The sequence below is a fragment of the Pantoea sp. GCM10028869 genome (genome assembly GCF_042666835.1).
GTDB lineage: Bacteria > Pseudomonadota > Gammaproteobacteria > Enterobacterales > Enterobacteriaceae > Pantoea > Pantoea leporis.
This window is the reverse complement of record NZ_JBHTGO010000008.1, coordinates 84,574-108,161: the sequence shown is the minus strand read 5'-3', so window position 1 is coordinate 108,161 and position 23,588 is coordinate 84,574. Positions and strand designations below refer to the sequence as shown.

At 54.2% G+C, this 23,588-nt stretch carries 22 protein-coding genes; 9 read left to right on the top strand and 13 right to left on the bottom strand.

The features are described from left to right. The first annotated feature begins 13 nt into the window (after positions 1 to 13). Positions 14 to 1,300, top strand: coding sequence for an MFS transporter (locus ACFQW4_RS19345; RefSeq protein WP_101762717.1), 1,287 nt, complete (start codon positions 14 to 16; stop codon positions 1,298 to 1,300). A 13-nt stretch (positions 1,301 to 1,313) separates the two neighbouring features. Next, on the top strand, positions 1,314 to 2,114 hold the full coding sequence (gene yfaU, locus ACFQW4_RS19340; RefSeq protein WP_192414779.1) for a 2-keto-3-deoxy-L-rhamnonate aldolase: 801 nt from the start codon (positions 1,314 to 1,316) through the stop codon (positions 2,112 to 2,114). A gap of 109 nt (positions 2,115 to 2,223) precedes the next feature. On the opposite strand, the gene ACFQW4_RS19335 is transcribed toward yfaU, so the two are convergent. Beyond that, positions 2,224 to 2,715, bottom strand: coding sequence for a helix-turn-helix domain-containing protein (locus ACFQW4_RS19335; RefSeq protein ID WP_354467941.1), 492 nt, complete (start codon positions 2,713 to 2,715; stop codon positions 2,224 to 2,226). A 317-nt stretch (positions 2,716 to 3,032) separates the two neighbouring features. Between ACFQW4_RS19335 and ACFQW4_RS19330 the strand changes: the two genes are divergently transcribed. Next, positions 3,033 to 4,055: an alpha/beta fold hydrolase gene (locus ACFQW4_RS19330; RefSeq protein WP_377726775.1), complete on the top strand. Its 1,023-nt coding sequence runs from the start codon at positions 3,033 to 3,035 to the stop codon at positions 4,053 to 4,055. A gap of 30 nt (positions 4,056 to 4,085) precedes the next feature. Here ACFQW4_RS19330 and ACFQW4_RS19325 read toward each other — a convergent pair whose 3' ends face one another. The 3 genes from ACFQW4_RS19325 to proP form a co-directional block, all read right to left on the bottom strand. Further along, positions 4,086 to 5,057 (bottom strand): diguanylate cyclase, encoded by a 972-nt coding sequence (locus tag ACFQW4_RS19325; RefSeq protein ID WP_101762713.1) that lies wholly within the window; start codon positions 5,055 to 5,057, stop codon positions 4,086 to 4,088. 109 nt (positions 5,058 to 5,166) lie between these two features. Then, the gene (gene hemB, locus ACFQW4_RS19320) at positions 5,167 to 6,144 is read right to left on the bottom strand and encodes a porphobilinogen synthase (protein WP_101762712.1); all 978 of its coding nucleotides are present in this window, start codon (positions 6,142 to 6,144) and stop codon (positions 5,167 to 5,169) included. 116 nt (positions 6,145 to 6,260) lie between these two features. Then, positions 6,261 to 7,766 (bottom strand): glycine betaine/L-proline transporter ProP, encoded by a 1,506-nt coding sequence (proP, locus tag ACFQW4_RS19315; protein ID WP_101762711.1) that lies wholly within the window; start codon positions 7,764 to 7,766, stop codon positions 6,261 to 6,263. 360 nt (positions 7,767 to 8,126) lie between these two features. On the opposite strand from proP, the gene ACFQW4_RS19310 reads away from it, so the two are divergent. The 3 genes from ACFQW4_RS19310 to ACFQW4_RS19300 all read left to right on the top strand — a co-directional run bounded on the left by ACFQW4_RS19310 (position 8,127) and on the right by ACFQW4_RS19300 (position 10,005). Next, positions 8,127 to 8,927, top strand: a complete 801-nt coding sequence (locus ACFQW4_RS19310; RefSeq protein WP_192236954.1) for a hypothetical protein — start codon at positions 8,127 to 8,129, stop codon at positions 8,925 to 8,927. Further along, on the top strand, positions 8,920 to 9,390 hold the full coding sequence (locus ACFQW4_RS19305) for a hypothetical protein (protein ID WP_101762709.1): 471 nt from the start codon (positions 8,920 to 8,922) through the stop codon (positions 9,388 to 9,390). Before ACFQW4_RS19310 ends, ACFQW4_RS19305 begins: the two co-directional genes overlap by 8 nt. Before the next feature lie 111 nt (positions 9,391 to 9,501). Further along, entirely contained in the window at positions 9,502 to 10,005 is a 504-nt protein-coding gene (locus ACFQW4_RS19300; RefSeq protein WP_271461179.1) for a hypothetical protein, read from the top strand. Here ACFQW4_RS19300 and ACFQW4_RS19295 read toward each other — a convergent pair. Both ACFQW4_RS19295 and ACFQW4_RS19290 read right to left on the bottom strand, forming a co-directional pair. Beyond that, on the bottom strand, positions 9,973 to 10,932 hold the full coding sequence (locus ACFQW4_RS19295) for a D-2-hydroxyacid dehydrogenase family protein (RefSeq protein ID WP_354467860.1): 960 nt from the start codon (positions 10,930 to 10,932) through the stop codon (positions 9,973 to 9,975). The two genes, ACFQW4_RS19300 and ACFQW4_RS19295, sit on opposite strands and share 33 nt — an antisense overlap. Next, positions 10,907 to 12,511 carry an EAL domain-containing protein gene (locus tag ACFQW4_RS19290; RefSeq protein ID WP_377726769.1) on the bottom strand — a complete coding sequence of 535 codons (1,605 nt, stop codon included), beginning with the start codon at positions 12,509 to 12,511 and terminating at the stop codon, positions 10,907 to 10,909. The genes ACFQW4_RS19295 and ACFQW4_RS19290 overlap by 26 nt, the downstream gene beginning before the upstream one ends. A 227-nt stretch (positions 12,512 to 12,738) precedes the next feature. Here ACFQW4_RS19290 and ACFQW4_RS19285 point away from each other — a divergent pair, with 227 nt between their 5' ends. Both ACFQW4_RS19285 and ACFQW4_RS19280 read left to right on the top strand, forming a co-directional pair. Beyond that, entirely contained in the window at positions 12,739 to 13,503 is a 765-nt protein-coding gene (locus ACFQW4_RS19285) for a class II aldolase/adducin family protein (RefSeq protein ID WP_101762706.1), read from the top strand. A gap of 11 nt (positions 13,504 to 13,514) precedes the next feature. Next, complete coding sequence (locus ACFQW4_RS19280) at positions 13,515 to 14,465, top strand: ABC transporter substrate-binding protein (RefSeq protein ID WP_350261235.1); 951 nt, start codon at positions 13,515 to 13,517, stop codon at positions 14,463 to 14,465. Positions 14,466 to 14,543: 78 nt separating this feature from the next. Here ACFQW4_RS19280 and ACFQW4_RS19275 read toward each other — a convergent pair whose 3' ends face one another. The 6 genes from ACFQW4_RS19275 to ACFQW4_RS19250 all read right to left on the bottom strand — a co-directional run bounded on the left by ACFQW4_RS19275 (position 14,544) and on the right by ACFQW4_RS19250 (position 20,703). Next, positions 14,544 to 15,590 carry an AI-2E family transporter gene (locus tag ACFQW4_RS19275; protein WP_101762704.1) on the bottom strand — a complete coding sequence of 349 codons (1,047 nt, stop codon included), beginning with the start codon at positions 15,588 to 15,590 and terminating at the stop codon, positions 14,544 to 14,546. A gap of 230 nt (positions 15,591 to 15,820) precedes the next feature. Further along, positions 15,821 to 16,252, bottom strand: a complete 432-nt coding sequence (locus ACFQW4_RS19270; protein ID WP_271461214.1) for a type VI secretion system tube protein TssD — start codon at positions 16,250 to 16,252, stop codon at positions 15,821 to 15,823. Positions 16,253 to 16,513: 261 nt separating this feature from the next. After that, positions 16,514 to 17,188: a hypothetical protein gene (locus tag ACFQW4_RS19265; RefSeq protein WP_271461183.1), complete on the bottom strand. Its 675-nt coding sequence runs from the start codon at positions 17,186 to 17,188 to the stop codon at positions 16,514 to 16,516. Between the two features lie 199 nt (positions 17,189 to 17,387). Further along, positions 17,388 to 19,037 (bottom strand): ABC transporter permease, encoded by a 1,650-nt coding sequence (locus ACFQW4_RS19260; protein WP_377726763.1) that lies wholly within the window; start codon positions 19,035 to 19,037, stop codon positions 17,388 to 17,390. Between the two features lie 3 nt (positions 19,038 to 19,040). Then, positions 19,041 to 20,012 carry an ABC transporter substrate-binding protein gene (locus tag ACFQW4_RS19255; RefSeq protein WP_222235067.1) on the bottom strand — a complete coding sequence of 324 codons (972 nt, stop codon included), beginning with the start codon at positions 20,010 to 20,012 and terminating at the stop codon, positions 19,041 to 19,043. Beyond that, positions 19,990 to 20,703 (bottom strand): ABC transporter ATP-binding protein, encoded by a 714-nt coding sequence (locus ACFQW4_RS19250; protein WP_377726760.1) that lies wholly within the window; start codon positions 20,701 to 20,703, stop codon positions 19,990 to 19,992. Before ACFQW4_RS19250 ends, ACFQW4_RS19255 begins: the two co-directional genes overlap by 23 nt. 226 nt (positions 20,704 to 20,929) lie before the next feature. Between ACFQW4_RS19250 and ACFQW4_RS19245 the strand changes: the two genes are divergently transcribed. Then, complete coding sequence (locus tag ACFQW4_RS19245) at positions 20,930 to 22,153, top strand: MFS transporter (RefSeq protein ID WP_271461187.1); 1,224 nt, start codon at positions 20,930 to 20,932, stop codon at positions 22,151 to 22,153. 214 nt (positions 22,154 to 22,367) lie between these two features. Here ACFQW4_RS19245 and ACFQW4_RS19240 read toward each other — a convergent pair whose 3' ends face one another. Continuing rightward, complete coding sequence (locus ACFQW4_RS19240; protein ID WP_377726756.1) at positions 22,368 to 23,183, bottom strand: TIM barrel protein; 816 nt, start codon at positions 23,181 to 23,183, stop codon at positions 22,368 to 22,370. Between the last annotated feature and the right edge of the window lie 405 nt (positions 23,184 to 23,588).

Sequence of the window (23,588 nt, the reverse complement as noted above, 5' to 3'; positions counted from 1 at the left end):
GTGAGGGTTTACCATGGATAATCTGGTGTTAAGCGCGGTTAAAAAGAATCGCGCACGTCTTATTCCTTTCATGTTGATGCTCTACGTGTTGGCGTTTCTCGATCGCGCCAACATTGGTTTCGCCAAAGAGGCATATCAACTTGATACCGGCCTGAGTAATGAAGCTTACGCGTTAGGTGCTGGAATCTTCTTTGTGGTGTACGCGCTGCTTGGCGTGCCGGCCAATTTGCTGATGCGACGCTTTGGCGCGCGCAGCTGGATTGGCGGCACCACGCTGCTGTGGGGATTGCTTTCGGCGGCGATGGCATTTGCTGATACCGAAGCCAAATTCCTGCTGGTGCGTACCTTGCTCGGCGCCGCTGAGGCGGGTTTCTTCCCGGGCATGATTTATCTGACCTCGCTGTGGTTCCCGCAACAGCAGCGCGCTAGCGTCATGGGACTGTTCTACATGGGCGCGCCGCTGGCGTTGACGCTGGGTTCACCGCTCTCTGGCGCACTGCTGGAAATGCACGGCGTGCTAGGCCATCCCGGCTGGTTCTGGATGTTTATCATTGAAGGATTACTGGCGGTGGCAGCCGGCGTTTTCACTTTCAGCTATATCGACGACACACCGGCGAAAGCGCGTTTTCTCAGCGCCGAGGAGAAGCGGGCGCTGCAACGTCAACTGGAGAGCGAAGAGCAGCAGAAGCCGACTTCACATCTGCGTGATGCGCTGCGCAATGGTCGCGTCTGGCAGCTCGCCATTATCTATATGACCATTCAGATAGCGGTTTATGGCCTGATTTTCTTCCTGCCTTCTCAGGTCGCAGCGTTGTTGGGCACCAAAGTCGGTTTCCTCGCCTCGCTGGTGGCGGCGATTCCGTGGGTGGCCGCGCTGTTTGGCACCTGGCTGATTCCGCGTTATTCCGACCGCAGCGGCGAGCGTCGCCGGGTCGCGGCGTTCACCTTGCTGGCTGCTGCCGTCGGGATTGGTTTGTCCGGATTGGTTTCGCCGCTGTTGGCCATCATTGCGCTTAGCGTCGCAGCGGTGGGTTTTATTGCCGTGCAGCCGGTGTTCTGGACCATGCCGACGCAGCTGCTTTCTGGCACTGCGCTGGCGGCGGGCATCGGCTTCGTCAATTTGTTTGGTGCTGTAGGTGGCTTCCTGGCGCCGCTGATTCGCGTAAATGCCGAAATGCACTTTAACAGCAGCGCTGCCGGATTGCTGGCGCTGGCGCTAATTGCCGCCATCGGTTCACTCATTATCCTCAGCCTGAAAGTGGAGCGTCAGTTGCCACACTCTCAGCAGCCAAGTCATTAAGTAAGGAGCAGCTATGCAGGATCCGTTAAATAATCCCTTCAAAGCCGGATTGGCGAAAGGCGAAACGCAGATTGGTTTGTGGCTGAGCAGCACATCGTCGTATCTGGCCGAAATTGCTGCCACCAGCGGCTACGACTGGTTATTGATTGATGGCGAACACGCCCCGAATACCGTACAGGATCTCTATCATCAATTGCAGGCCGTTGCGCCTTATCGCAGTCAGCCGGTGATACGGCCAATCGAATTCCAGACGGCACTGATTAAGCAGGTGCTGGATATCGGTGCGCGCACCTTGCTGGTGCCGATGATCGATACCGCTGAGCAGGCACAGGCGCTGGTGAAGGCGACGCGCTATCCGCCTTACGGCACGCGCGGTGTCGGCGCAGGCGTGGCGCGGGCGGCACGTTGGGGGCGCGTGGAAAATTATATGGCGCGCGCCAATGAAGAGTTATGCCTGCTGATTCAGGCCGAAAGCAAAACGGCGATTGATAATCTCGATGCGTTGCTGGAGGTTGAGGGCGTTGACGGAATCTTTATTGGTCCGGCTGATTTGTCAGCCTCATTGGGCTATCCCGATAATGCCGGGCATCCTGAAGTGCAGAAAGTGATTGAGCAGAGTATCAAACGCATCCGCAGCGCAGGAAAAGCGGCCGGTTTTCTGGCGGTTAATCTGGAGATGGCGGAACGCGCTATTCATTGGGGAGCTAATTTCGTTGCCGTCGGTGTGGATACCATGCTGTATACCGATGCGCTGGATAATCGGCTCGCGCATTTTAAAAAGAGCGTAAATGCGCTGAATAAATCGAGTTACTAATTGAGAAACGGATGGTATGCCATCCGTTTCTATTCAATTAAAGCGTTCATGAATTGGAATGAAGAGGTCTGTTGGCGTCAAATGGCGCCAAAAAAGAGTCAATTATTTATCAACGCATCGCACAACCAATTCGCGGCATATATTTATCGTTACGTACCGCGGGCGTGATAATTGCTTTATTGCGTTCCGTGGCGTCAAATCCCGCCTGACGGCAAAGCACACAGGGATCGCTACTTTCACGCATTGCAAGTTTGGCTTCCTCATCCAGCTGGCGCTTACGGCAATAAAGAGGCGTGCAGCCCAGCACATGTTTAAATGAGCGCGTGAAAGATTGTTGGCTTTCAAAATGATATTTCACTGCCAGGCTGATAATTGGCACATTGCTGTCTTTTAAGTCATTAATGCAATGAACCAGTTTCTTTTTTCGGATGTAGCGTGCCAGCGTCTCATTGTGATAGCGGGCGAACAGTTTCTGTAAATACCATTTCGAATAGCCAGACTTCAGTGCAATATCATCAATCGTTAAACGCTGATCCAGGTTAGCCATAATCCATTCGGTTACCGAATCAATTACCCCTTCATTATATTTTTGCTGTGTCATCATAGTCCTCCATTAACAGTGGCAGAGTGTAATTTAATTAATCTTTCCAATCTGCAATTAATGTAAAGTTTTCTGGTTATTTGGCTGTTTTAATATTTGTCATCAAGACCGGTCTCGGTTTTCGTGAATTTACAGGTTTTCTTGTTGTGATGGTGTTGAGTATTTATCGTAATAACGGGCGTTATTATTAACTCAAATTTTTCATCGCTTCGCGGCGCTTAATAGTAAAAGGTGTGCTTTCTGGCGGCACACCTCATCAATACTTAACGCGGATTAACGTGCCACACTGAAGGTTTTCACTGTTGAGGAATCACCTAATGGGTTTTCGTTTCAAGCCAAAACAGTCACTTGCCGTGATTCTGGCATCAGTGGCATTAGGCGCTGTTGCTCCGGCGCTCGCCGCCAATGTGTATGGTGAACAGCTCGAAGGCTTTAACTATCCCTATCCGCTGCAGCACTTTAACTTCTCCTCGCAGCAGCAAGCGCTAAGTATGGGTTATATGGATGTCAAACCTACCCAGCAGGCCAACGGTGAAACCGTGGTGCTGATGCACGGCAAGAACTTCTGTGGCGCAACCTGGGATGACACCATCAAAGCGCTGAGCCAGAAAGGTTATCGCGTCATCGCGCCAGATCAGATTGGCTTCTGCAGCTCAACTAAACCAGCTAACTATCAATACACCTTCCAGCAACTGGCACAGAACACCCATCAACTGTTGCAGCAGCTGGGTATCGACAACGCCATTATGGTTGGGCACTCGACAGGCGGCATGCTGGCGACGCGTTATGCGCTGATGTATCCCAGACAAACGCAGAAGCTGGTGCTGGTCAATCCCATCGGCTTAGAAGACTGGAAAGCCAAAGGCGCGCCGTGGCGCTCGGTGGATCAGTGGTATCAGCGTGAACTTAAGCTGGATGCGGCGGGCATCAAGAAATATGAACAGCAGACATATTACAGCGGCCAGTGGAAGCTGGAGTATGACAAATGGGTCAATATGCTGGCTGGGCTAAACAGCGGGCCAGGCCACAAGAAAGTGGCGTGGAACTCGGCGCTCATCTACGACATGATTTTCACTCAGCCGGTGTATTACGAGTTTAAAGATCTGCGCGTGCCGACCACGTTGATGATTGGCACCGCAGATACCACGGCGATTGGCAGTGATATCGCGCCGCCGGAAGTGAAAGCAAAACTCGGGCATTACAATGTATTGGGTAAGCAGGTGGCGCAGCTGATTCCCGGCGCACGCTTAATCGAATTCCCGGGCATGGGGCACGCGCCGCAGATGGAAGAACCGCAGACGTTTAATCAGACATTGATCACGGATTTAGTGGGTCATTAATTGCAGGGTCGCCATTCACGGCGACCAACATCAACTCAGCTTCTTTTTCCCGTTCTTAGCGGCGTACATCCGTTCGTCGCTACCTTCCAGCAGCTGTTCCAGCGACTGCGGATGATCGGGATCGAACTCAACAATGCCCGATGAGAAGTGCAGAGCGTAGCGGCGCTCGAGGTTCTGGGTTTGCTGTTGCAGGAAACCATCAAAGCGCGCCAACACACCTTCGGCATCGGCTTGCTGCAAGCCATTAAACAGCACCACAAATTCGTCGCCGCCCAAACGGGCAAAGATATCCGCATGGCGGAAACTCACCTTCATGGCGTTGGCAAAGTCCATTAATGCGCGGTCGCCTTCGCGATGACCGAGCGTATCGTTAATGGCTTTAAAGCGATCGAGATCGAGGAAAGTCAGGCTGGCCGGTAACTGCTTCAACTGGCACTCATTCAGCGCCAGCTGGCCGAGCGTCATAAAGCCACGGCGGTTGGTGATTTGCGTCAGTTCATCGGATGTTGCGGTCTGGAACGCCACCAGCTCCGCTTCCGCCATTGCGGCTAAATCACGCAATGTATGGATATCATCCGCATCGAACTGGCGCGCATGATGATCGATAATGCACAAGGTGCCGACTTTCGCACCAGCCGGCGTGCGCAATGGGCAACCGGCGTAGAAACGCACCGGATTTTCGGCATTTTTAACCAGTGGATTATCGAAGAAGCGCTCGTCATCAAGCGCGTTTTCTACCACCATCACATCATCCTGCAGCACGGCGTGGCCACAGAAAGAGGTATTGCGCGGTGCGGTGATATCGCTTGAACCCGCAGTGGATTTGAACCACTGATGGTCCTCTTCCAGCAGGCTGACCAGCGCAACGGGTACACCAAACAAACGACGGGCAAGGCGGGTTAAACGGTCGAAACGCTCTTCGGCAGGCGTGTGCAGAATGTTGAGCGCACGTAACTGGGCCAGACGATATGACTCGTCCGCAGGCAGTGCAGGTGCTTTCATCGCGTTACTCTTATTAATTATGGAATTACAGAAACACTGGTGTTTAAGCCACAAAGGCTGAAAGCGCCTGGCAACGGTATGCGATGTCCGATGCCAGGCGTAACGATAATCAGAGCACTTTTTGCTCAGCGAGATCAAGGGCAAAATAGCTGAAAATGAGATCCGCGCCGGCACGTTTAATCGCGCCAAGGCTCTCCAGAACCACATTACGTTCGTCGATGGCACCCGCCTGCGCGGCGAATTTGATCATCGCGTACTCACCGCTCACCTGGTACGCAGCGAGCGGCAGCGTGGTGCGTTCGCGGATATCGCGCAGGATATCGAGGTAAGCGCCAGCCGGTTTTACCATCAGAGAATCTGCACCTTCCGCTTCATCAAGCAGCGACTCGCGCAGCGCTTCACGGCGGTTCATCGGATTCATCTGGTAAGTCTTACGATCGCCTTTCAGCGCGGTGCCTGCGGCTTCACGGAACGGGCCGTAGAAGGAGGACGCGAACTTCGTCGAATAAGACATGATGGCGGTATCGGTGAAGCCAGCGGCGTCGAGCGCCTGGCGAATGGCTTTCACCTGGCCATCCATCGCGGCAGAAGGAGCGATAAAGTCTGCGCCGGCTTGTGCCGCAACCACGGCTTGCTTGCCGAGGTTGATCAGCGTTTGGTCGTTATCGACGCCGTGATCGCACAGCACGCCGCAATGGCCGTGGCTGGTGTATTCGCAGAAGCAGGTATCAGACATCACGATCATTTCTGGCACGGTGTCTTTGCAGATACGTGACATACGCGCCACTAAACCGTTTTCATTCCAGGCATCGCTGCCGGTGGCGTCGGTGTGGTGGGAAATACCGAAGGTCATCACTGAACGAATGCCCGCTTTGGCAATACGTTCAATCTCATAAGCTAAACGTTTCTCGGGGATACGCACCACGCCCGGCATGGCGTTAATGGGCACATAATCGTCCACGCCTTCTTCAACGAAAATCGGCAGTGCCAAATCGTTGATGCTGAGGTGAGATTCCTGGAACATTTCGCGCATTGACGCGCTTTTGCGCAGCCTTCTTGGGCGCTGGATCAGATTAAATTCAGACATGCTCTACAACTTATGCAGGTTAAAAAAGTGGCAATAGTTTACCCCTTTTCGCGGCTGCGCATGAAGGATTGTGTGCGGAAACGAAAACTCCCGCCGGGCGGCGGGAGTAGGGAAGATTACTCGTTGATGTCCGGATGCTGCTGCACCAGGTTTTTACGTTTCGCCTCAAGCTTGGCGATCTCGTCATCAATATCTTCGATTTTCTGCTCGATGTTGTCGTGATGCTCCTGCAGGATCTCACGTGCTTCATCCATGTCCGACGCGGCTGGCGTAGCACCGCGCAGCGGCTTGTTGGCGGTCTCTTTCATGAAGATACCGGTAATCAAACCAATCACCGCGACAACCATCAGGTAGTATGCCGGCATATACAGATTGTTGGTGGCTTCCACTAAATAAGCGGCGAATGTCGGTGTTAGACCGGCAATCAGCACCGAAATATTGAAGGCACTTGCTAATGCGCTGTAGCGAATGTGGGTTGGGAACATCGCAGGTAGCGAGGATGCCATTACACCGGTAAAGGCGTTTAAGATCACAGCCATCAGCAACAGACCGGCAAAAATCAGACCCAGCACGCCACTGTTAATCAGCATAAAGGCCGGAATCGCGAAGGCAAACAGGGCGATACTGCCGATGATGACAAATGGACGACGGCCAAAGCGGTCACTCAGCATGCCCATTACTGGCTGTACAAACAACATACCCATCATAATGGCGATGATGATCAACACGCCGTGATCTTCCGAGTAGTGCAGGTTATGTGACAGGTAACTCGGCATGTAGGTCAGCAGCATGTAGTAGGTCACGTTGGTGGCGATCACCAGACCGATACAGGCCAACAGGCTTTTCCAGTGTTTGGTCGCGATCTCTTTAAACGACACTTTCGGGCCGTCGCGCAGACCTTCACGGTCGCCTTGTTCCAGCTTGTCAACGTGCTGCTGGAACGCCGGCGTTTCTTCCAGGGCATGACGCAGATACAAACCGATAATGCCGAGCGGCAGCGCAATAAAGAACGGAATACGCCAGCCCCACTCGAGGAATTTCTCTTCACCGATAATGGTGGAGATCAGCACCACGACGCCCGCACCGAGCACAAAACCGGCGATGGAGCCGAAATCAAGCCAGCTGCCCATAAAGCCGCGCTTGCGGTCAGGCGAGTACTCGGCAACGAAAATCGATGCACCGGTATATTCACCGCCGACCGAGAAGCCCTGCGCCATTTTTGCCAACAGCAGCAGAATAGGTGCCCAAATACCAATTGAGGCATAGGACGGTATCAAGCCGATACAGAAGGTACTGATCGACATGATAACGATGGTAATAGAAAGGATTTTCTGGCGACCATATTTATCGCCCAACATGCCGAAGAACAAACCACCGAGTGGACGAATCAGGAACGGAACTGAGAACGTACCCAGTGCAGCAATCATCTGTACACTTGGAGAAGCATCCGGGAAGAACACCTTACCCAGCGCGTAAGCCACAAAGCCATAAACACCAAAATCAAACCATTCCATCGCGTTGCCCAGCGAAGCCGCGGTAATGGCTTTACGTAAACGGGAGTCATCGATAATGGTGACATCATCAATCCCGATAGGTTTTACACGCTTCCTACGTAGTTTCATGCAGATACCCTGTATTGGAATTCGAAAAATCCTCAACGCTGCGGACTCAAACAATGCCAACAGTCCGCGGCGTTGAGAAAATTAAAGCATAGCGGGGAAATAACGCTTTTTCCCTGCCCTGCCGGGCAATTATTAGGAAAGTAATGATTGCCAACCGCGACAGAGTATACCGATTTTGTGTGATATTTGTCATGTTCTCACCATTAACTGGCTATTTTTTAGCTAATGCTGTGGCCTGTTAGCGCTTAAAACGCGTCGAAAAAAGGCCACAATTTCACGCAGCGATTTGCAGTAAGCGTGCGCCATCTCGCGAAACTACATATACTTGCGTGAGTTGCTTTTTTGGAAATCAGGTTTCATATGGCGCGCTTTGTTTTATTTGCCAAAAGTCTCTGTTTTGATGCCGACCAACAGGTGTTTTATCCACTCAATTCTCCCGCTCAACGCGTGGCATTAAGTCCGCTGCAAAGCGCGGTATTACGTCGCGTGCTCAATGCCCAAGGCAAGCTGGTGCGTAATCAGGCATTGCATGTGCTGTTTCAGCGCGAACCTTCTGAGATCCCCTTTGCCGATCGCTTAACGTTGACCATTGCTGAGATCAATCGTCTGGCGCAGCAGGCGCACGCGCCAGGTGCATTGGTACATCAGGTGCCGCTGATTGGCTGCGTGCTGGCCGAGCAGGTCGATGTCGAATCCTTCAGTGAGGTCGCTACGCCTGCTGCTGAAGCTGATAAGCCGGTCACGGTGCAGCCCGAACCTGCTGTGAAAGCGGTCGCCGTGAAGAAAAAATCCTGGCTGTGGCGTGGCGTGCTGGCGGGATTATTACTGCTAAATGTGGCGCTGGCACTGATTATCCGTCAGGAGTTTGCGCCAACCGAACATGATGGCATGCAATTTAAATTTTATGGTCAGGAAGCGCAGACGCAGGTCTTTATCAATGAAAGACTTTCTGCCGATTCTTTTGTCGTTCAGGATGCTATGCGCCGATTCCGCGAGTTAAAACCGCGCCTGCCGGATGGCTCAGTCCCGCCGTTGCTGTACATCAACCGTTCACGCATTCGTGCCTTCAGCAGTGCTTTCCTTTGCCTTCAACCCATCGAGCAAAAGAATAATGGATGTATTTCATGGTTGATATCTAATCAGGAGCTACCTGATGCGTAAGTCATTACTCACATTGGTTGTTATTATTGCTTTCATTCTTCCCTGGGCGTGGGTGCTGTTGGTCCGCCCAACCGTTGTGGTACCCGAATGGTGTGATGTTCCCTATCGCATTGATAATGAAGGGAAGCCAACGGGTACGCTGGATGCGACGGTACGCACACGTTTTAAAGCGGATGGTAGCGGCGCATCAACGCTAATCGGCACGGTGACATTGCCGGATCGTCAATATCGTTTAAATCGCGTTTCTGTCAGTAGCTGGCATCGTCAGGGCGATTTTATGCTGGTGAATACCCGTAAAGTGCAGGCGATGGCCGATGATACGGTGCCCGAGCCACTCGCTGCGCAGATACTTTTCACCTCGGCGCGAGAATCCCACAGTGATTATTATCAGATGTATCAACTCCCCAATGGCGATCAAATAATCAATTATTCTGGTATGCCGCGGCTTTATTGCCATACCTGATTGATGCGCACATAAATAAGAAAAACTTACCATTAAGCGAGGCGGTAACCTCTGCTTGCCAGCTCCAAAACATTGGGTAATACTCTGCCGCCGTGCTTTGGTGGAGTGTTCATGTCGAGGATAAACGCCCAGTCTTTTAAGAATCCCTGGCTGTCGATGAGCGACAGTGTAGAAAGCAATCTTATCAATCTTGTGCCTGCGGCACAGCGTACGACTGCCGTTTCCATTAGCTCGGTGGCGTGGATTAACTGTGGCGAACGAACCGATGCGCAGCTGGCATTATTGGCGCAACAACCCGATGAACTGCTGCAACGCCTTAAAAGCTGGCGTCAGGCCGGATTACTCTCCCGCCAGGCGACCGAGAGCTTACGTCAGCTGCAACGGTTGACGCAAACCAGCATCGCATGTAACCAACCCATCACGCAGCTTGATGAATATCAGCAGTTGGTGGGGCAGTTAACGCCGACGCTGGAGCGCATTAATCAACGTCTCAATGCCCAGCGCGATGTGCCGAATGGCGAGCTGGCGGAAGACAGCCTTGAAGTGGCGCTGCGCATTGCGGAAAAACGGCGCGCAGGCCGTTCAGAGCAGCGAGCGCAGCGGCGCACCCGTTAACCATCCCTGAATATCTTCCACCGCCTGCGTGAAGTAGGTGCGATAATTGCTGTCGGCGACATAGCCGAGATGCGGCGTCGCCAGCACGTTCGGCAGCTGACGCAGCGGATGATTGGCGGGCAGCGGTTCCTGTTCAAACACATCTAATCCCGCACCGGCTAACTGACCCGATTGCAGCGCGGCGATCATCGCCTGTTGATCGACAATGCCGGCGCGCGATGTGTTAATCAGCAGCGCGCCGGGCTTCATCTGCGTCAGCGCCGCTGCATCGATTAAATGGCGTGAGCGCTCGCTCAATACCAGATGAATGGACACCACATCGCTGCTACTGAGCAGCGCAGCCAGCGATGGCGAACGTTCTGCGCCACACTCGGCGGCACGTTCGGCGGTTAAATTCTGGCTCCACGCACACACGCGCATCCCAAACGCCTGCGCCACTTTTGCCATCTCGCCGCCGATTTTACCCAATCCAAGTAATCCCAGCGTTTTGCCCTGCAGGCTCATGCCAACGGTGTGCTGCCACGCGCCGTTGCTGCGCAGCGCCTGATTCTCCGGCACGATATGGCGCGCCAATCCCAGCAACAATCCCCACGTCAGTTCCAGCGGTGCCGCGCTGCTGCTGGCGGTTCCGCACACCGCGATATAGCGTTCCGCGCAGGCATGTAAATCGATGGAGGCATTACGCATGCCGGAAGTGACTACCATTTTCAGATTGGGCAAGCGGCCAATCAGCTTGGCGCTGAGCGGCGTGCGTTCGCGCATAACCACCAAAATATCGGCGTGCGCGATGCGCTTAACCAATTCATCCTGGTCGGCGAAATGTTCAGTCAGGGAAGTGGTGTGCACCAGCGGGGCGAGAGACGCCCAATCGGCAAGCGACTGGGCGACGTTCTGGTAGTCATCAAGAATGATGCAGTTCAGGCTCATAATGTTCCTCAACGAGAAGTGGCTTGTGCCCTTGCTCGCTGAGCCAGGCACGCAGCCGGTCATTATCCAGCGGACGGGCATAATAGTAGCCCTGAATAAATATCACACCACGCTGCCGCAGGTACTCAAATTGTGTTGCGGTCTCGACGCCTTCGCCCAGCACATCCAGTTCCAGCTTGTGGCACAGATTAATAATCGCATCGAGCACCGGTGTTTCTACGTCGAGGCCTTCAATGGCATTGATAAAGCCGCGATCGATTTTCAGGTAGTCCAGCGGGAAGGTGAGCAGGTAGGTCAGTGAACAGTGGCCGGTACCGAAATCATCAATCGCCACCTTCATGCCCTGCGCGCGCAAATGACGCAGTTTACACGCCACCTTTTCACCCTCTTCAATCAGGCTGCGTTCGGTCAGCTCCAGCGTGATGCACAGCTGTTTATCTTTGATGCGCTCAGCAAACAATTCAATATCGGCCACGAAATCGTCATGCTGCAGATGCTCCGCCGCCAGATTCAGCCCGAGGTGAAATCCGGGCTCGACCTGCCAGCTCTGAATATCTTCGGCCATCAACTCCAGCAGATGCTGCGTCAACGGCACAATCATCCCTTCGGCTTCAGCGGCGCTGATAAAGATATCCGGACGAATCATCACGCCGTTGGGCCGTTGCCAGCGCAGTAAGGCTTCAACACCGGCGCAGGCGTGCAAGGTATTGCTGTATACCGGCTGATAATGCACTGAGAACTGGCGGGCGCGGATGGCGCGACCAATCTCATCGTGCCAGGAAATACGACGACGCAGCCAATTGGCGGTGAGGATCATCAGCAAAATCGAGAAAATCGCCGCCATCGGCAGGAAGATGAACAGCGCCTGACGCCAGGCTTTGAGCAGCTCAGAAGCCGGAACGGTTACATTAACGGTGATGGGATAGCGGCTGGAGTCGGCCTGAAAAGATTCACTTTTCATATACAGCTTTGGCTGCATGTCAGCCGGTCCGCTGGCGATCACTGCGCCACCGCTAAATTGCAGGCTCATGTGGTAACCGCGTGAACCGCCAATGGCGTTCATGAAATCCATCAAATATTGGCCGTCGATTACCGCCCAAAAACCGCTGGTATCGGGAAGCTGACGCATAAACACCACCGCCGGACGATTCGGCACGCCAACCGTTCCGCGCACCGAAATGCTCCACCAGGCTTTGCCGGTTATCGGCGGCGGCTGCATCATCATCTCGGGCAGGGTGCCATGCCGCAGGCCAAAGGCGGACGAGCAAATGATGTCATCGCCTTTCAGCATGCCAATGGATCGAAAATAGGGATTGAGCGTACCGGCGCGCTGCAGCTGATCTTCGATTTGTGCACAAGGCTGGTACTGATACTGGCGCATCTCAGTGATCATATCCCAGGCGTTGTCACTCATCTTTTCAGCCTGAGTAATCAAGGTATTGGCGGTAGAAATCTGCTGTTGGCTGACGGTGTGACGCGCTTCGATGGCCGTACAAAGGATGCCGAGCACCAACGGTAGCAACCCGGCACAAACGATTAAGACCCAATCAAAATCGTGATGTCGTTTTTTCAGTGGCACCAGACAATCCTCAGTCGGTTTAAGCTGCGCTTGCGGCGTCAGCAGCATACCATTTTCACAGGGCTGTGTAGGGTAGCGATTTAAGAATAAACCGGTCTGATACAGGTCAATGATCAATCTCACTTTGCGTTTAATGACATTGTTTTGCCGTTATTGGCATTTCCCAGCGGCAAAAACGCTATGCCACGATGTTAGGTAAGCACATTGACCTGAAATGAGGAGCGAAAATGAGCACGGAAACCCTGGATGTCACATCATTACGGCAGCGCATCAGTGAAGGCGAATGGCAGGCGCGCATCAAGCTGGCGCAGGCTTATCATCTGGCGGCGAAGCTACGCTGGACCGACCATATTTACACCCATTTTTCCCTGCGCGTACCGGGCGATCAGCCGCACTTTCTTATCAACGCTTTTGGACAAACCTTCGATGAAATCCAGGCGGAAACGCTGGTTAAAATCGACATCGACGGCAATATTATTGACGACCCAACCGGGCTGGGAATTAACCTTGCCGGGTTTGTTATTCACAGCGCGATTCACCGCGCGCGGCCAGATGCCCATGCGGTGCTGCATACGCACACCGCGGCCGGCATTGGCGTTTCGGCGCAGCGAAACGGCCTGCTGATGATTTCGCAACACAGCACGCGTTTCCATAATCGCCTCGGCTATCACGATTACGAAGGTATCGCGCTGGATCTCGACGAGCAGCAGCGCATCGTTGCCGATCTCGGCGATCTTAACGCGCTGATCCTGCGCAATCACGGCCTGCTGACCAGCGGCGGCAGCATTGAAGAAGCTTTCTACAACCTCTATTACCTCGAGCGCGCCTGCCAGGCACAGTTGGCGGCACAATCGGGTGGCGCGGATCTGATCATTCTGCCGGACGCCGTTTCCGAGAAAGCCGCGCAGGCGTTTGATAACAGCATCCGCAATCGCAAATATCAGCTGCACTGGGATGCTTACATCCGCCAGCTCAACCGCAACGCACTCTGAGAATCTCCCCGATGAAATGGCTAAAACCGGTAGTTTCTACGCTGCTGCTGTGCGCGGCGTTTGGCAGTCAGGCGGCGCCTGATTTGAGTAAAGTCACGCTGGTGCTGGGCGATCAGGCACGCAATCTGCGTTCGCTGATCGAAGCGGCAGATGTCATGAAAGACGCGCCTTATCACTATCGCTGGGCGAATTTCCAGGGCGCGGCGCCGCTGTTTGAAGCGCAGCGTGCGGGTGCGGTCGATACCTCGTACGCCGGCGATTTGCCGGTGCTGATGGCGGCATCGGGCGGCGTGCCGCTGAAGATCATCGCCACCAACGTCGGTGACGCCGGTTCGAACGGGCTGATCGTCCCTGCCGATTCGCCGATCCACAGCGTGAAAGATTTGGCTGGCAAGCAGGTTGTCGTCTCGTCGGCGCGCGGCAGTATCTCGCAGCACTTGCTGTATGAGGCGTTGGAAGAGGCGAAAGTGCCACGTGATACGGTGCCGGTGCGTTTTGTGTTGCCAACCGACGCCAGCGCGGCGTTTAACTCCGGGCAGATTACCGCATGGGCGACCTTCGATCCCTATTTAGGTATTGCGGAAAAGCATGGCGCGCGTCTGCTGCGTGACGGCAAAGGGCTGACAACCGCGCTGTCGTTTGTCACCGCCACGCAAAGCTCGCTCGACGATCCCGCGAAGCGCGCGGCGATTGCGGATTTCACCCATCGTCTGGCCAAAGCGCGCGAGTGGGCGCTGGCGCATCCGCAGCAGTATAACGAGGTGTATGCGCAGTTAACGCGCCTGCAACCGGCGGACGCGCAGCAGATTACTGCGCGTATTTCCCACGGCGTACGTGGCGTGACGCCGGATGATGTGGCGAAGGTGCAGAAGGTGTCGGACTTGTTTAGCGAGTTGAACATCCTGCCAAACAAAGTTGATGTCCAGGCGATTACCGACAACAGCGTGTTTCAAACGCAATAACGTAAAATCACGCCGCTACGACAACCTGCACTAAACCGTAGCGGCGCAATTTATTGCGCGACCTTGAGTAAAAGAGCCTTAACGCGCCCGTTTACCCGGCCGTCCATTACCCAACATAATCGCCAATCGGCTTCCGCCCGGCGTGGTTTCCATCAAAATCTTGGTCACGCTGGTGAGCGGCACCGACAGCAACATGCCGACCGGACCCAGCAGCCAGCCCCAGAAAATCAACGACAGAAACACCACCAGCGTCGAGAGTCCCAGCCCGCGCCCCATCAATCTTGGCTCCAGCATGTTGCCGAACACCATATGAATCGCGCTGAACAGCGCCGCCACCAGCATGGCGTCATAAATATCATTTAACACCAGCGCCTGAATAAATGGCGGAATACCGGCGATGATCGGGCCAATGTTGGGGATGAAATTAAGGATGAACGCCACCACGCCCCAGAACAGCGCGAACTTCACGCCGAGCAGCAGCAGCGACAGCCAAACGGCCACGCCGGTAATCAAACTCACCAGGGTTTTCAGTGCCAGATAGTGCGTCACACCTTTCAGCGCGCGGTGCAGACCGGCGATGCGGATTTGTGGATTAACCATCGCATTGCGCATCTTGTACGGCAGATGACGCACTTCAAACAGCATAAACACCACGGTGAGGATCAGCAGCAGGACGTTGGTCATCGCGCCGGACAGCTGTTTCAGCACCGATGTGGCCATGTCCATCACCACGTTGGGATCGAGGCGCGCAGCCAGCGCTTCGGTAGAGATGTTGATATGAAAACGCGCGGCAAAATGTTGCACCACCGCCAGTTTCTGCTCCAGCATGGCGCGGATTTGCGGATAGGTATCACTGAAATCACTGGCCGAGCTGGCGAGTACAGCAATGAGTAACAGTACGACGATAAAAATCACGGTGATCACCAGCGTAATCGCCAGGCCACGTTTGACGCCGCGTCGCATTAGCATCGTAACCAGCGGATTGAGCACAATAGCTAAAAAGCTGGCGAGTAAGAAGGGCACCAGAATGTCCGAGGCGGCGCGAATGCCCGCCAGAATAATCACCAGCATCGCCAGTTTTACCAGGATGTTCTGGCCAATTTTTTCCTGAAGCAGGTTATTCATTCTCTCTCCTGAGACGGTTTTTGCTCAGGAGAGTGTAGTTGATGGAAATTAACCATCTGTTTTTTAAGATAAAGAGAAATTTTTACAACACGCAACATCCGTAGCTACCTGCATGAACGTCAAGCGGTAGCTGTGGAATTTTCACACCTCGGCTTACCGTGCCGACATCAATACTTATTTAAACATCGGCACAGACAAACAGCGAGCAAGGTAAGGTGTTAGCTATTTTATTAAGCGATCATTCGTTCATTCCAACCATCTTTAAACTGAATATTTCCATCTACGTATTTCCACATAATAGTTTCATAACGAATCTCGACATTTTCCATATGTGTGCTTGCTATGCCTGCTGGTACGAGTGATGGAGTAATGCTGGTTATTTTTACGTTTTCAAGAACAATGTTAAAGTATTCTGTTTCAATTCCTGCCTCATTAATTCTATACATTTTTATGGTGGCTGATTTAAACATTCTGCCCTGACACAACGCGCGAAATAATAATGGCGTCGTCTGGTCAAATTCTTTCTGGAAAACTATTGGGGCATGGATTCTTGCTGCTGTTAACTTTCCGGTATGTCTGTCGGCTGGAACCGATATGTTATGCGTTAGAGTGCGCATTTCAATTGAGCCGAGTCGTGTAGGCATCAGGCATCCACCCACGATAGGGGATCCGTTTTCATCTGTTAGCCATTAATGAGCTGGAGTAGACATAGTTAAGTTCCTTTTAATTTTAACGAGGGCGGTTAAACCAGACAACAAACGCAAAGGTAATGATTATCAAAACCCCTATGGCCTGAAGTGCGTAGGGGCGAAAGTACGTTACTGCAAAAACACCGAAAGTAATAATTAAAACAAGCGGAACGTAGCCCCAAAAGAAATATGATGCCTGCGCTTTTAACCATTGTTTTAGAAAATTACGCATGCCTACTTCACCATGTTAATTATTGCGTTGGTAATGTCACTCTCAAATGCTTGAGCTTTCATAAAAGTCGGCTCGATGAGGAAATACATCATTTCGAGCCTTTGCATATGCAGGGCTTGATAATACATCGGCGCTTGCAGCCTAAGCCTTTCAGCACTATCAGCAGCTTGTTGTACGATGCCGTATAGCCCTAGCCCGGTAACAGTTAGTGCGGCGGTCTTTCCTGTCCAGGCGACGATGGATGAGTTAAAGCCTATGCCAAGGCAAACAGCTGTTGTTATTCCAATGACAAAAGTCTGGTTGTTTAGTGTGTTAGAGGAGATGATCACGCCTGCTTTTAATAAACCGGAATTGATTGCTGAAAGTTGTTCGCGTGTTTTGAATCTGAAAATTCCTTCAAAATAGATGTGAACCAGCCTAAAGATAATGTCACGTCTTTTGACCACTTCGGCAATGCCATCCAGGAAGCGCAAGTCTTCTTCTTTTAGCTTTGCACAGACATCTTGATAGTTATCGGTGAAGCAAGATGTGTAATACACCAAGCGTGTTGCTCCGTCGCCAATTTTACTGGCTTGCTGAAGTACCTGGTCTTTTACACCTATAAGAGCTTTTTCAAGCTGTGACGCCATCAACTCATCGGCTTTGATGCCCTTGAGTATCAAATCACTGTGATACATGCCGTTTCCTTACGGTTAGAAATCATCCCTAATCGAAACTATAATTTACCCATTTAAAATGTAAGGTCAATGCGGCATGGACATGGGTTTTAAAATATGTGGATAAGATGACAGTTAAACCCATAATCACGGCTTAAATAATGTTAATCATCAATGTCATATTTATGCGTGATGAATCACGCCGCTACGGTATGTATGACTATTTTTCATGACGCCGCATCAGCACCGTGGCCGCCAACATCAAACTCAAACTGGCGCAAAGCGTCAGCGTGGCCATCGCCATACCTTGTCCCACCGAGCCCTGTTCGAACTGACGCCAGATAAAGATCGCCACGGTTTGCGTGCCTGCCGGAGCCAGCAGCAGCGATGTCACCAGCTCGCGCGACGCTACGGCAAACACCATCATCATCGCCGCCAGCAGGCTGGGCGCGACTAGCGGCAGCACAATCAGACGCAGCGCCTGCACACGTGATGCGCCGTGCACGCGCGCCGCCGGTTGCAGCGTGGGTGCCAGCTGGCGCAGCGCGCTACTGACATAACGCACCGGCCACGGCAGCAGCAAACAGCTGTACGACAGCAGCAGAATAAACATCGTGTTGTAGGGCGAAACCGGCCAGAAACCGCGGTTCCACAGCAGAATCAACCCCACGCCCACCACCACGCCGGGCATCGCCGCAGGCAGCAGCGCCAGGCCATCCATCATTGCCAGCAAACGGGTTTTCCCTTCTGATAAGCGCCAGGCGATCAGAAAACCCAGCGCGCCGGTCAGCAGCGCCGCGCCGAGCGCCAGGCCAATGCTGGTGGAGAAGGCCGCCAGCGCATCGCCTTGCTGGCTGAACAGCGCGCCGAAGTGGCGTAGCGTCAGATTACTCAGATGTAATCCGCCGGAGAGCGTATTCAGTAAGCCGCTCAGGGTCATCGCGCCGAGCGGCAGCACCACCGCCAGCAGCACGGTGACAGCAAACGGCAGCAGCATTAAGATTTGTAAGCGTCCCGCATGCGCCAGTTCCTGACTCACCGGTTTGCCACCAACCGCCGTCACATCGCTGCTGCCGGTCAGTTTGCGCTGCAGCAGCCACGCCGTGAGCGCCATCAGGCTCAGCATCAGTGACAGCGACGCCGCGCCAGGCAGATCGATCGGCCAGTCGGCGAGTTTGGTTTCAATGCCAACGGTCATCAGCGTCAACTTCGCCTGCGCACCGAGCGCCGCAGGCACGCCGTACTCCTCAATCGCCAGCGTAAACGCCAACAGCACGCCGCCCGCCAATGCCGGTAAGGTGAGCGGCAAGGTGATGTGCCAGAAGCCGCGCCACGCCGATGCGCCATGCACGCGCGCCACCCAAGCGAGACGTTGCCCGCTGGCCAGCAGCGAACGCGACACCGCGAAATAGACCACCGGAAAGATGTTCAGCGTCATCACGCCAATCATGCCGCTGCTGCTAAACAGCAGGCTGTCGAAGTTGATGCCGGTGAGTTGTTCGATATACCCGTTGCGTTGCAGCGCCAGCGTCCATGACAGCGCCACAATATAGGGCGGCGTCAAAAAGGGGATCAGAAACAGCAGATCCCACAGCGCCGCGCCCGGCAAGCGGAACAGGCCGCGCAGTGCGCCGAGCGGCAAGCCCAGCAGCAAACTGCACAGCGCCACGCCGCCGCCGATTTTCAGCGTGCCCAGCCACATCGCTGCCAGCTGCGGATCGTCCAGCAGCGCCGGAAAAGCACTAAAAGCGCCGCGCCAACTGCCTTCACCTAAGTAGGGAAATAACGCTTGCAACACGATAAACAGCAGCGGCAGCGCTACCAGCAGCAATAACGCCAGCAGAATCACGCCATTCAGGGCACGCGACATCGCTTACTGTCCGAACAGGGCGCCAAAGCGCTTTAGCACCGCCGATCGTTCGCTGCTGCCATCCTGATTAGTCGGCAATAACTTGATCTCGGTAAACAGCGGACGTTGCGCTTTGATATCGGTACGCGCCGGCATCAGCCAGGCTTTCGCCACTTGCTCCTGACCTTCATCTGACAGCACGTAATCAACGAATTTCTTCGCATCGTCTGGGTGCTGGCTGCTTTTCAGGATCATCATCGGACGCGGTGCGACCACGGTACCGTTTTCCGGGAAGATCACCTTCACGCTCTCGCCCTGCGCGATGTTGTTATAGGTGACGTAATCGACCGCGCCAAACACCGCCGCTTTCGCGCCCTGCAGCACCGGCGTCACCGCCTGCGCGTTGGGGCCGCTCATCACCATGCCGTTGGCTTTCAGCTGGTCAAACAGCTGCCAGGCTTTTTCGCCTTCGCTGTTTTGCAGGCCAATCAGCAGATCGAGTGACGCGCCAGACAGCGCCGGATCCGGCGTGGTGACGTTATCTTTGAAGGCGGGCGCGGTGAGATCCTGCCAGGTTTTCGGCTCTGGCGTGTTGCTTTGCGTATTCCACACGATGCCGAGCGCGGAAATGCCCTGCGCGACATAGTTGGCGGTTTTGAACTGATTCGGCACCTTCGCCGCGTTGGCGCTGTTGAACGGCAGCAGCCAGCCGCGCTGTTGCAGATCTTCGGCGGTATCCCACGAAGCCGAGATCAGCACGTCGGCTTGCGGATTGGCCTGTTCCGCTTCCAGACGCGCCATCACTTTGCCGGTGGTGGCCTGGAAAATATTCACTTTGATGCCGGTCTGTTTTTCAAATCCGGCGGCAAGACTTTTCGACAGCGAACCCGGACCGGCGGTGTATACCGTCAGCGCCTGGGCGTCGTTGATCATGATGGCGGAAGTCAACATCATCGCGCTGATGGCTCCTGTTTTAACTGACTTGAGAGATGGCATTGCAGTCCCCTGAGAGGTGAGTAACGGAAACAATCTGGCCCTGCGCCAGGTGAATGATGCGGTCGGCCAGCGTGTTGGCTTCGTCGCGATCGTGCGTAACGTAAACAGCGGTGATGCGCGCCGCGCGCAGCAAATCCGCCATGGTGTGAACCAGAGTTTCACGCAGGTCTCGGTCGAGGTTGGAGAGCGGTTCGTCGAACAGCAGAATGGCCGGTTTCGCCATTAGCGCGCGCGCCAGCGCCACGCGCTGCTGCTGGCCGCCTGAAAGCAGCGCCGGTTTGCGATCGCCAAAATCCGCAAGGCCCACCTGCGCCAGTGCGGCATCGGCCTGTTGCCGCGCGGCGGCTTTTTTCATGCCGCGCATGCGCAGCGGAAAGGCGACGTTTTGCGCCACCGACATGTGCGGCCACAGCGCGTAATCCTGAAACACCATGCCAAGGTTACGTTTTTCCGGCGCATCGCAGTGGTGCGGCGATGCCACGCAGCGTTGGCCGATCCACAGTTCGCCGGCGGTGGGCTGCAACAAACCCGCCAGCAGTTTCAGCAGCGTGCTTTTGCCACAGCCGCTCGGGCCGAGCAGCGCCAGAATTTCGCCTGCGGGAATGGTCAGGGAGAGATCGTGCAGAATAGTCAGGTTATCCACCGACCATCTGAGATTTTTCAGTTCAATAGGCAGCGCGGCATGCGTCATCGGCCACCTCCCGCGAAGGCGTGAGCGTTACGCACGCGCGCCTGAGAAATCAGGGGCGTCATCAGATTGCTATCCTCTTTGGGATTTGATTGGGGGCGAGTCTACGAGCGCGATATGACGAAATGATGACCATAAAACTGGGCATTTCACTGATGCGGATAAAACCAAATGGCGTATAGTTATCCTCTTGTTATAAAAATTCCGTCACCCACGAGCGCAATCACTCATGCCTGACTCGCCTGCCGCCGCACCTGAACACGGCCGTTTTCGCCTCAATTTACTGATCCTTTCCATCGTGAAGTTCAACTTTGCCAGCTATCTCACCATCGGCTTGCCGCTGGCGGTGCTGCCCGGTTTTGTCCATGACGGACTGGGCTACAACGCCTTCTGGGCCGGATTGGTGATCAGCCTGCAATACATCGCCACGCTGCTCAGTCGCCCACACGCGGGACGCTATGCCGATCTGTGGGGGCCGAAAAAAGTGGTGGTGCTGGGGCTGGTGGGATGCTTGCTGAGCGGCATCTGTATTTTGCTGTCGGCGCTCAGCGATGGGCAGGGCGTGCTGAGCCTGGTGCTGCTGTGTCTGGGGCGCGTGATTCTCGGCATCGGACAGAGTTTTTCCGGCACCGGTACGTCGCTGTGGGGCGTGGCGCGCGTCGGTTCGCTGCATATTGGCCGGGTGATTTCGTGGAACGGCATTGTCACTTATGGCGCGATGGCGATTGGTGCGCCGCTCGGCGTGGTGATTTTCCGCAGCGGCGGCTTGCTGCTGCTCTCCAGCATCATCATTGCCATTTGTTTACTGGCAATTGCGCTGGCGCTGCCGCGTGCACCGGTGAAAGGCAGCAAAGCCAAGCCGCTGCCGTTCCGTGACGTGCTGAGCAAGGTGTATGGTTTCGGCCTGATTCTGGCGATGGGTTCCGCCGGATTTGGCGTGATCGCCACCTTTATCACGCTGTTTTATCAGGATAAAGGTTGGGATGGCGCCGCCTTCGCGTTGACCATGTTCAGCGCCGCGTTCGTCGGCACGCGTCTGCTGTTTCCGAATGCCATCAACAAGCTCGGTGGTTTGCGCGTGGCGAGTATCTGCTTTGCGGTAGAAGCGATGGGCCTGTTTCTGGTGGCCGGTTCATTCGACCCGTGGATGGCGAAGATGGGCGCGTTCCTCACCGGCGCGGGTTTCTCGCTGGTATTCCCGGCGATTGGCGTGGTGGCGGTGAAAGTGGTGCCGCAGCAGAATCAGGGCAGCGCGCTCGCCACCTATACCGCGTTTATGGATTTATCGCTGGGCATCACCGGGCCGATCGCCGGTTTCATCATGAGTTATGCCGGCGTGTCGCTGGTCTATTTCCTCACCGCACTGCTGGTGTGTTTAGCGCTGTTCTGCACGCTGCGCATGATTAAGCAGATGCCGGAAGAGCCGATGGGGGAGGTTAAAGAGAACGCATAATTTTGCTATTGAACTCAGGCATACCCTAAATAGTTTAAGTCAGAGCAAGGCGGCAAGCGTGAGAATCCCCAGGAGCTTACGCCCGTAAGTGACTGGGGTGAGCACGGGCAGCCAACGCAGCTATGGCTTAAAATATGACGGGTATGAAAAAAAGGCCTCCGACCGAGGCCAACACTAACAAAATGTGTCATTAGACACAGATAAGGGTTCGTTTTCAGGCTTGCAGCAACTCGATGCTGTAGCGAATTTGGCGTTCAATCTCAGCGGTATTCCACGTCTCCAGCGATGAGGCAAACGGCTCAAATGCGTAAATGCCTTTATAGCCCAACATCTCCAGACGTTTCACCTGCGCCACGCTGTTCAGCACATCGCGGTCGCTGAGCATGATGCGTTGTTCATCGGTCAGTTGCGCCGTTGGGCGGGTATCTTCCACGCCGGATAAATGCACCAGACCAATATGGTTGATATCAATCTCCTGCGGGAACTCGTTTTCGGCGTTCTCATACAGGTGATGATGGAAGGTATCAAGCAGCACCTTGAACGGGACTTTTGCTTGCTGAATCAGTTGCTGCGTCTGCACCGCCGAGCGCAGCGAGCTGACCGGGAAGCCCAGCGGTTCAACCAGCCCCTGAATGCCATACTTTTCAAAGCGCGGCGCCAGTACCTGCAGCGCTTCCAGCGTCTGCTGGGGCGAAATCTCAATCCCTTCATTGAGCGGACACATCACCAGCGCTTTTGCGCCGATGGCCTGAGCTTCCTGTAGCAGCGCGTCGGCTTTAGCCAGCAGCGACTCATTGGCACGGTTAAACGGATAGAGCGCGTTAATCGTCACGATTTCAATGTGGTACTTATCCGCTAGCGCGCGCAGCTGCGCCGCGCTGAGATCATCGGTTACCTTGCCGCTCTGCATGTCATTACGCAGTTCAACCTTGCTCAATCCCAGGCGTTGCACCAGCTGAAAGAAGGCTTCCAGCGTTAGCCTGGGCGCAATTTTACGGTTAATACAGAAACGGGTCGGATCGATGGCCATGTGCGGCTCCTGTAAACGGATACGGATTAGGTGCTGCAAAGAGAACATTTATTTCATTATTATTGAATTATGAAATATCAGATATTGGATCTGCCTCGCAAAAATTTCATATTTCGTTTCGCGTTGCATGGGGAAGCTGGATTTCAGACATAAATTCGGTGCGGGCAACGGCTTAGCGGCAGAGCGGTCTGGCGAGCCTTTAGCACCAGCAGTGCAGCGCTACGGGCTGATTTACACCCGGCTGTCAGCGCAGGCGGAAAAAATGCGATCCATGCCGCTAAAAGGAAATTTTCTAAAAAGAAGTATTTGAAAAATTCATTTCATTACGATAGCTTCATAGCACGCTTTAAGCATTGCCTGCACACGCAGCGTCGCGGTTCGAACGGGCTATCTGCAGGGAACTTC

Bases quoted from the DNA above. Each gene is read 5' to 3' on its own strand.
- hemB (WP_101762712.1), bottom strand. From the start codon at position 6,144: ATGTCTGAATTTAATCTGATCCAGCGCCCAAGAAGGCTGCGCAAAAGC.
- ACFQW4_RS19335 (WP_354467941.1), bottom strand. From the start codon at position 2,715: ATGACACAGCAAAAATATAATGAAGGGGTAATTGATTCGGTAACCGAA.
- ACFQW4_RS19255 (WP_222235067.1), bottom strand. From the start codon at position 20,012: ATGCCATCTCTCAAGTCAGTTAAAACAGGAGCCATCAGCGCGATGATG.
- ACFQW4_RS19285 (WP_101762706.1), top strand. From the start codon at position 12,739: ATGAGCACGGAAACCCTGGATGTCACATCATTACGGCAGCGCATCAGT.
- proP (WP_101762711.1), bottom strand. From the start codon at position 7,766: ATGAAACTACGTAGGAAGCGTGTAAAACCTATCGGGATTGATGATGTC.
- ACFQW4_RS19305 (WP_101762709.1), top strand. From the start codon at position 8,920: ATGCGTAAGTCATTACTCACATTGGTTGTTATTATTGCTTTCATTCTT.
- ACFQW4_RS19250 (WP_377726760.1), bottom strand. From the start codon at position 20,703: ATGACGCATGCCGCGCTGCCTATTGAACTGAAAAATCTCAGATGGTCG.
- ACFQW4_RS19330 (WP_377726775.1), top strand. From the start codon at position 3,033: ATGGGTTTTCGTTTCAAGCCAAAACAGTCACTTGCCGTGATTCTGGCA.
- ACFQW4_RS19275 (WP_101762704.1), bottom strand. From the start codon at position 15,590: ATGAATAACCTGCTTCAGGAAAAAATTGGCCAGAACATCCTGGTAAAA.
- ACFQW4_RS19260 (WP_377726763.1), bottom strand. From the start codon at position 19,037: ATGTCGCGTGCCCTGAATGGCGTGATTCTGCTGGCGTTATTGCTGCTG.
- ACFQW4_RS19325 (WP_101762713.1), bottom strand. From the start codon at position 5,057: ATGAAAGCACCTGCACTGCCTGCGGACGAGTCATATCGTCTGGCCCAG.
- ACFQW4_RS19295 (WP_354467860.1), bottom strand. From the start codon at position 10,932: ATGAGCCTGAACTGCATCATTCTTGATGACTACCAGAACGTCGCCCAG.
- ACFQW4_RS19310 (WP_192236954.1), top strand. From the start codon at position 8,127: ATGGCGCGCTTTGTTTTATTTGCCAAAAGTCTCTGTTTTGATGCCGAC.
- ACFQW4_RS19265 (WP_271461183.1), bottom strand. From the start codon at position 17,188: ATGTATCACAGTGATTTGATACTCAAGGGCATCAAAGCCGATGAGTTG.
- ACFQW4_RS19280 (WP_350261235.1), top strand. From the start codon at position 13,515: ATGAAATGGCTAAAACCGGTAGTTTCTACGCTGCTGCTGTGCGCGGCG.
- yfaU (WP_192414779.1), top strand. From the start codon at position 1,314: ATGCAGGATCCGTTAAATAATCCCTTCAAAGCCGGATTGGCGAAAGGC.
- ACFQW4_RS19345 (WP_101762717.1), top strand. From the start codon at position 14: ATGGATAATCTGGTGTTAAGCGCGGTTAAAAAGAATCGCGCACGTCTT.
- ACFQW4_RS19300 (WP_271461179.1), top strand. From the start codon at position 9,502: ATGTCGAGGATAAACGCCCAGTCTTTTAAGAATCCCTGGCTGTCGATG.
- ACFQW4_RS19240 (WP_377726756.1), bottom strand. From the start codon at position 23,183: ATGGCCATCGATCCGACCCGTTTCTGTATTAACCGTAAAATTGCGCCC.
- ACFQW4_RS19245 (WP_271461187.1), top strand. From the start codon at position 20,930: ATGCCTGACTCGCCTGCCGCCGCACCTGAACACGGCCGTTTTCGCCTC.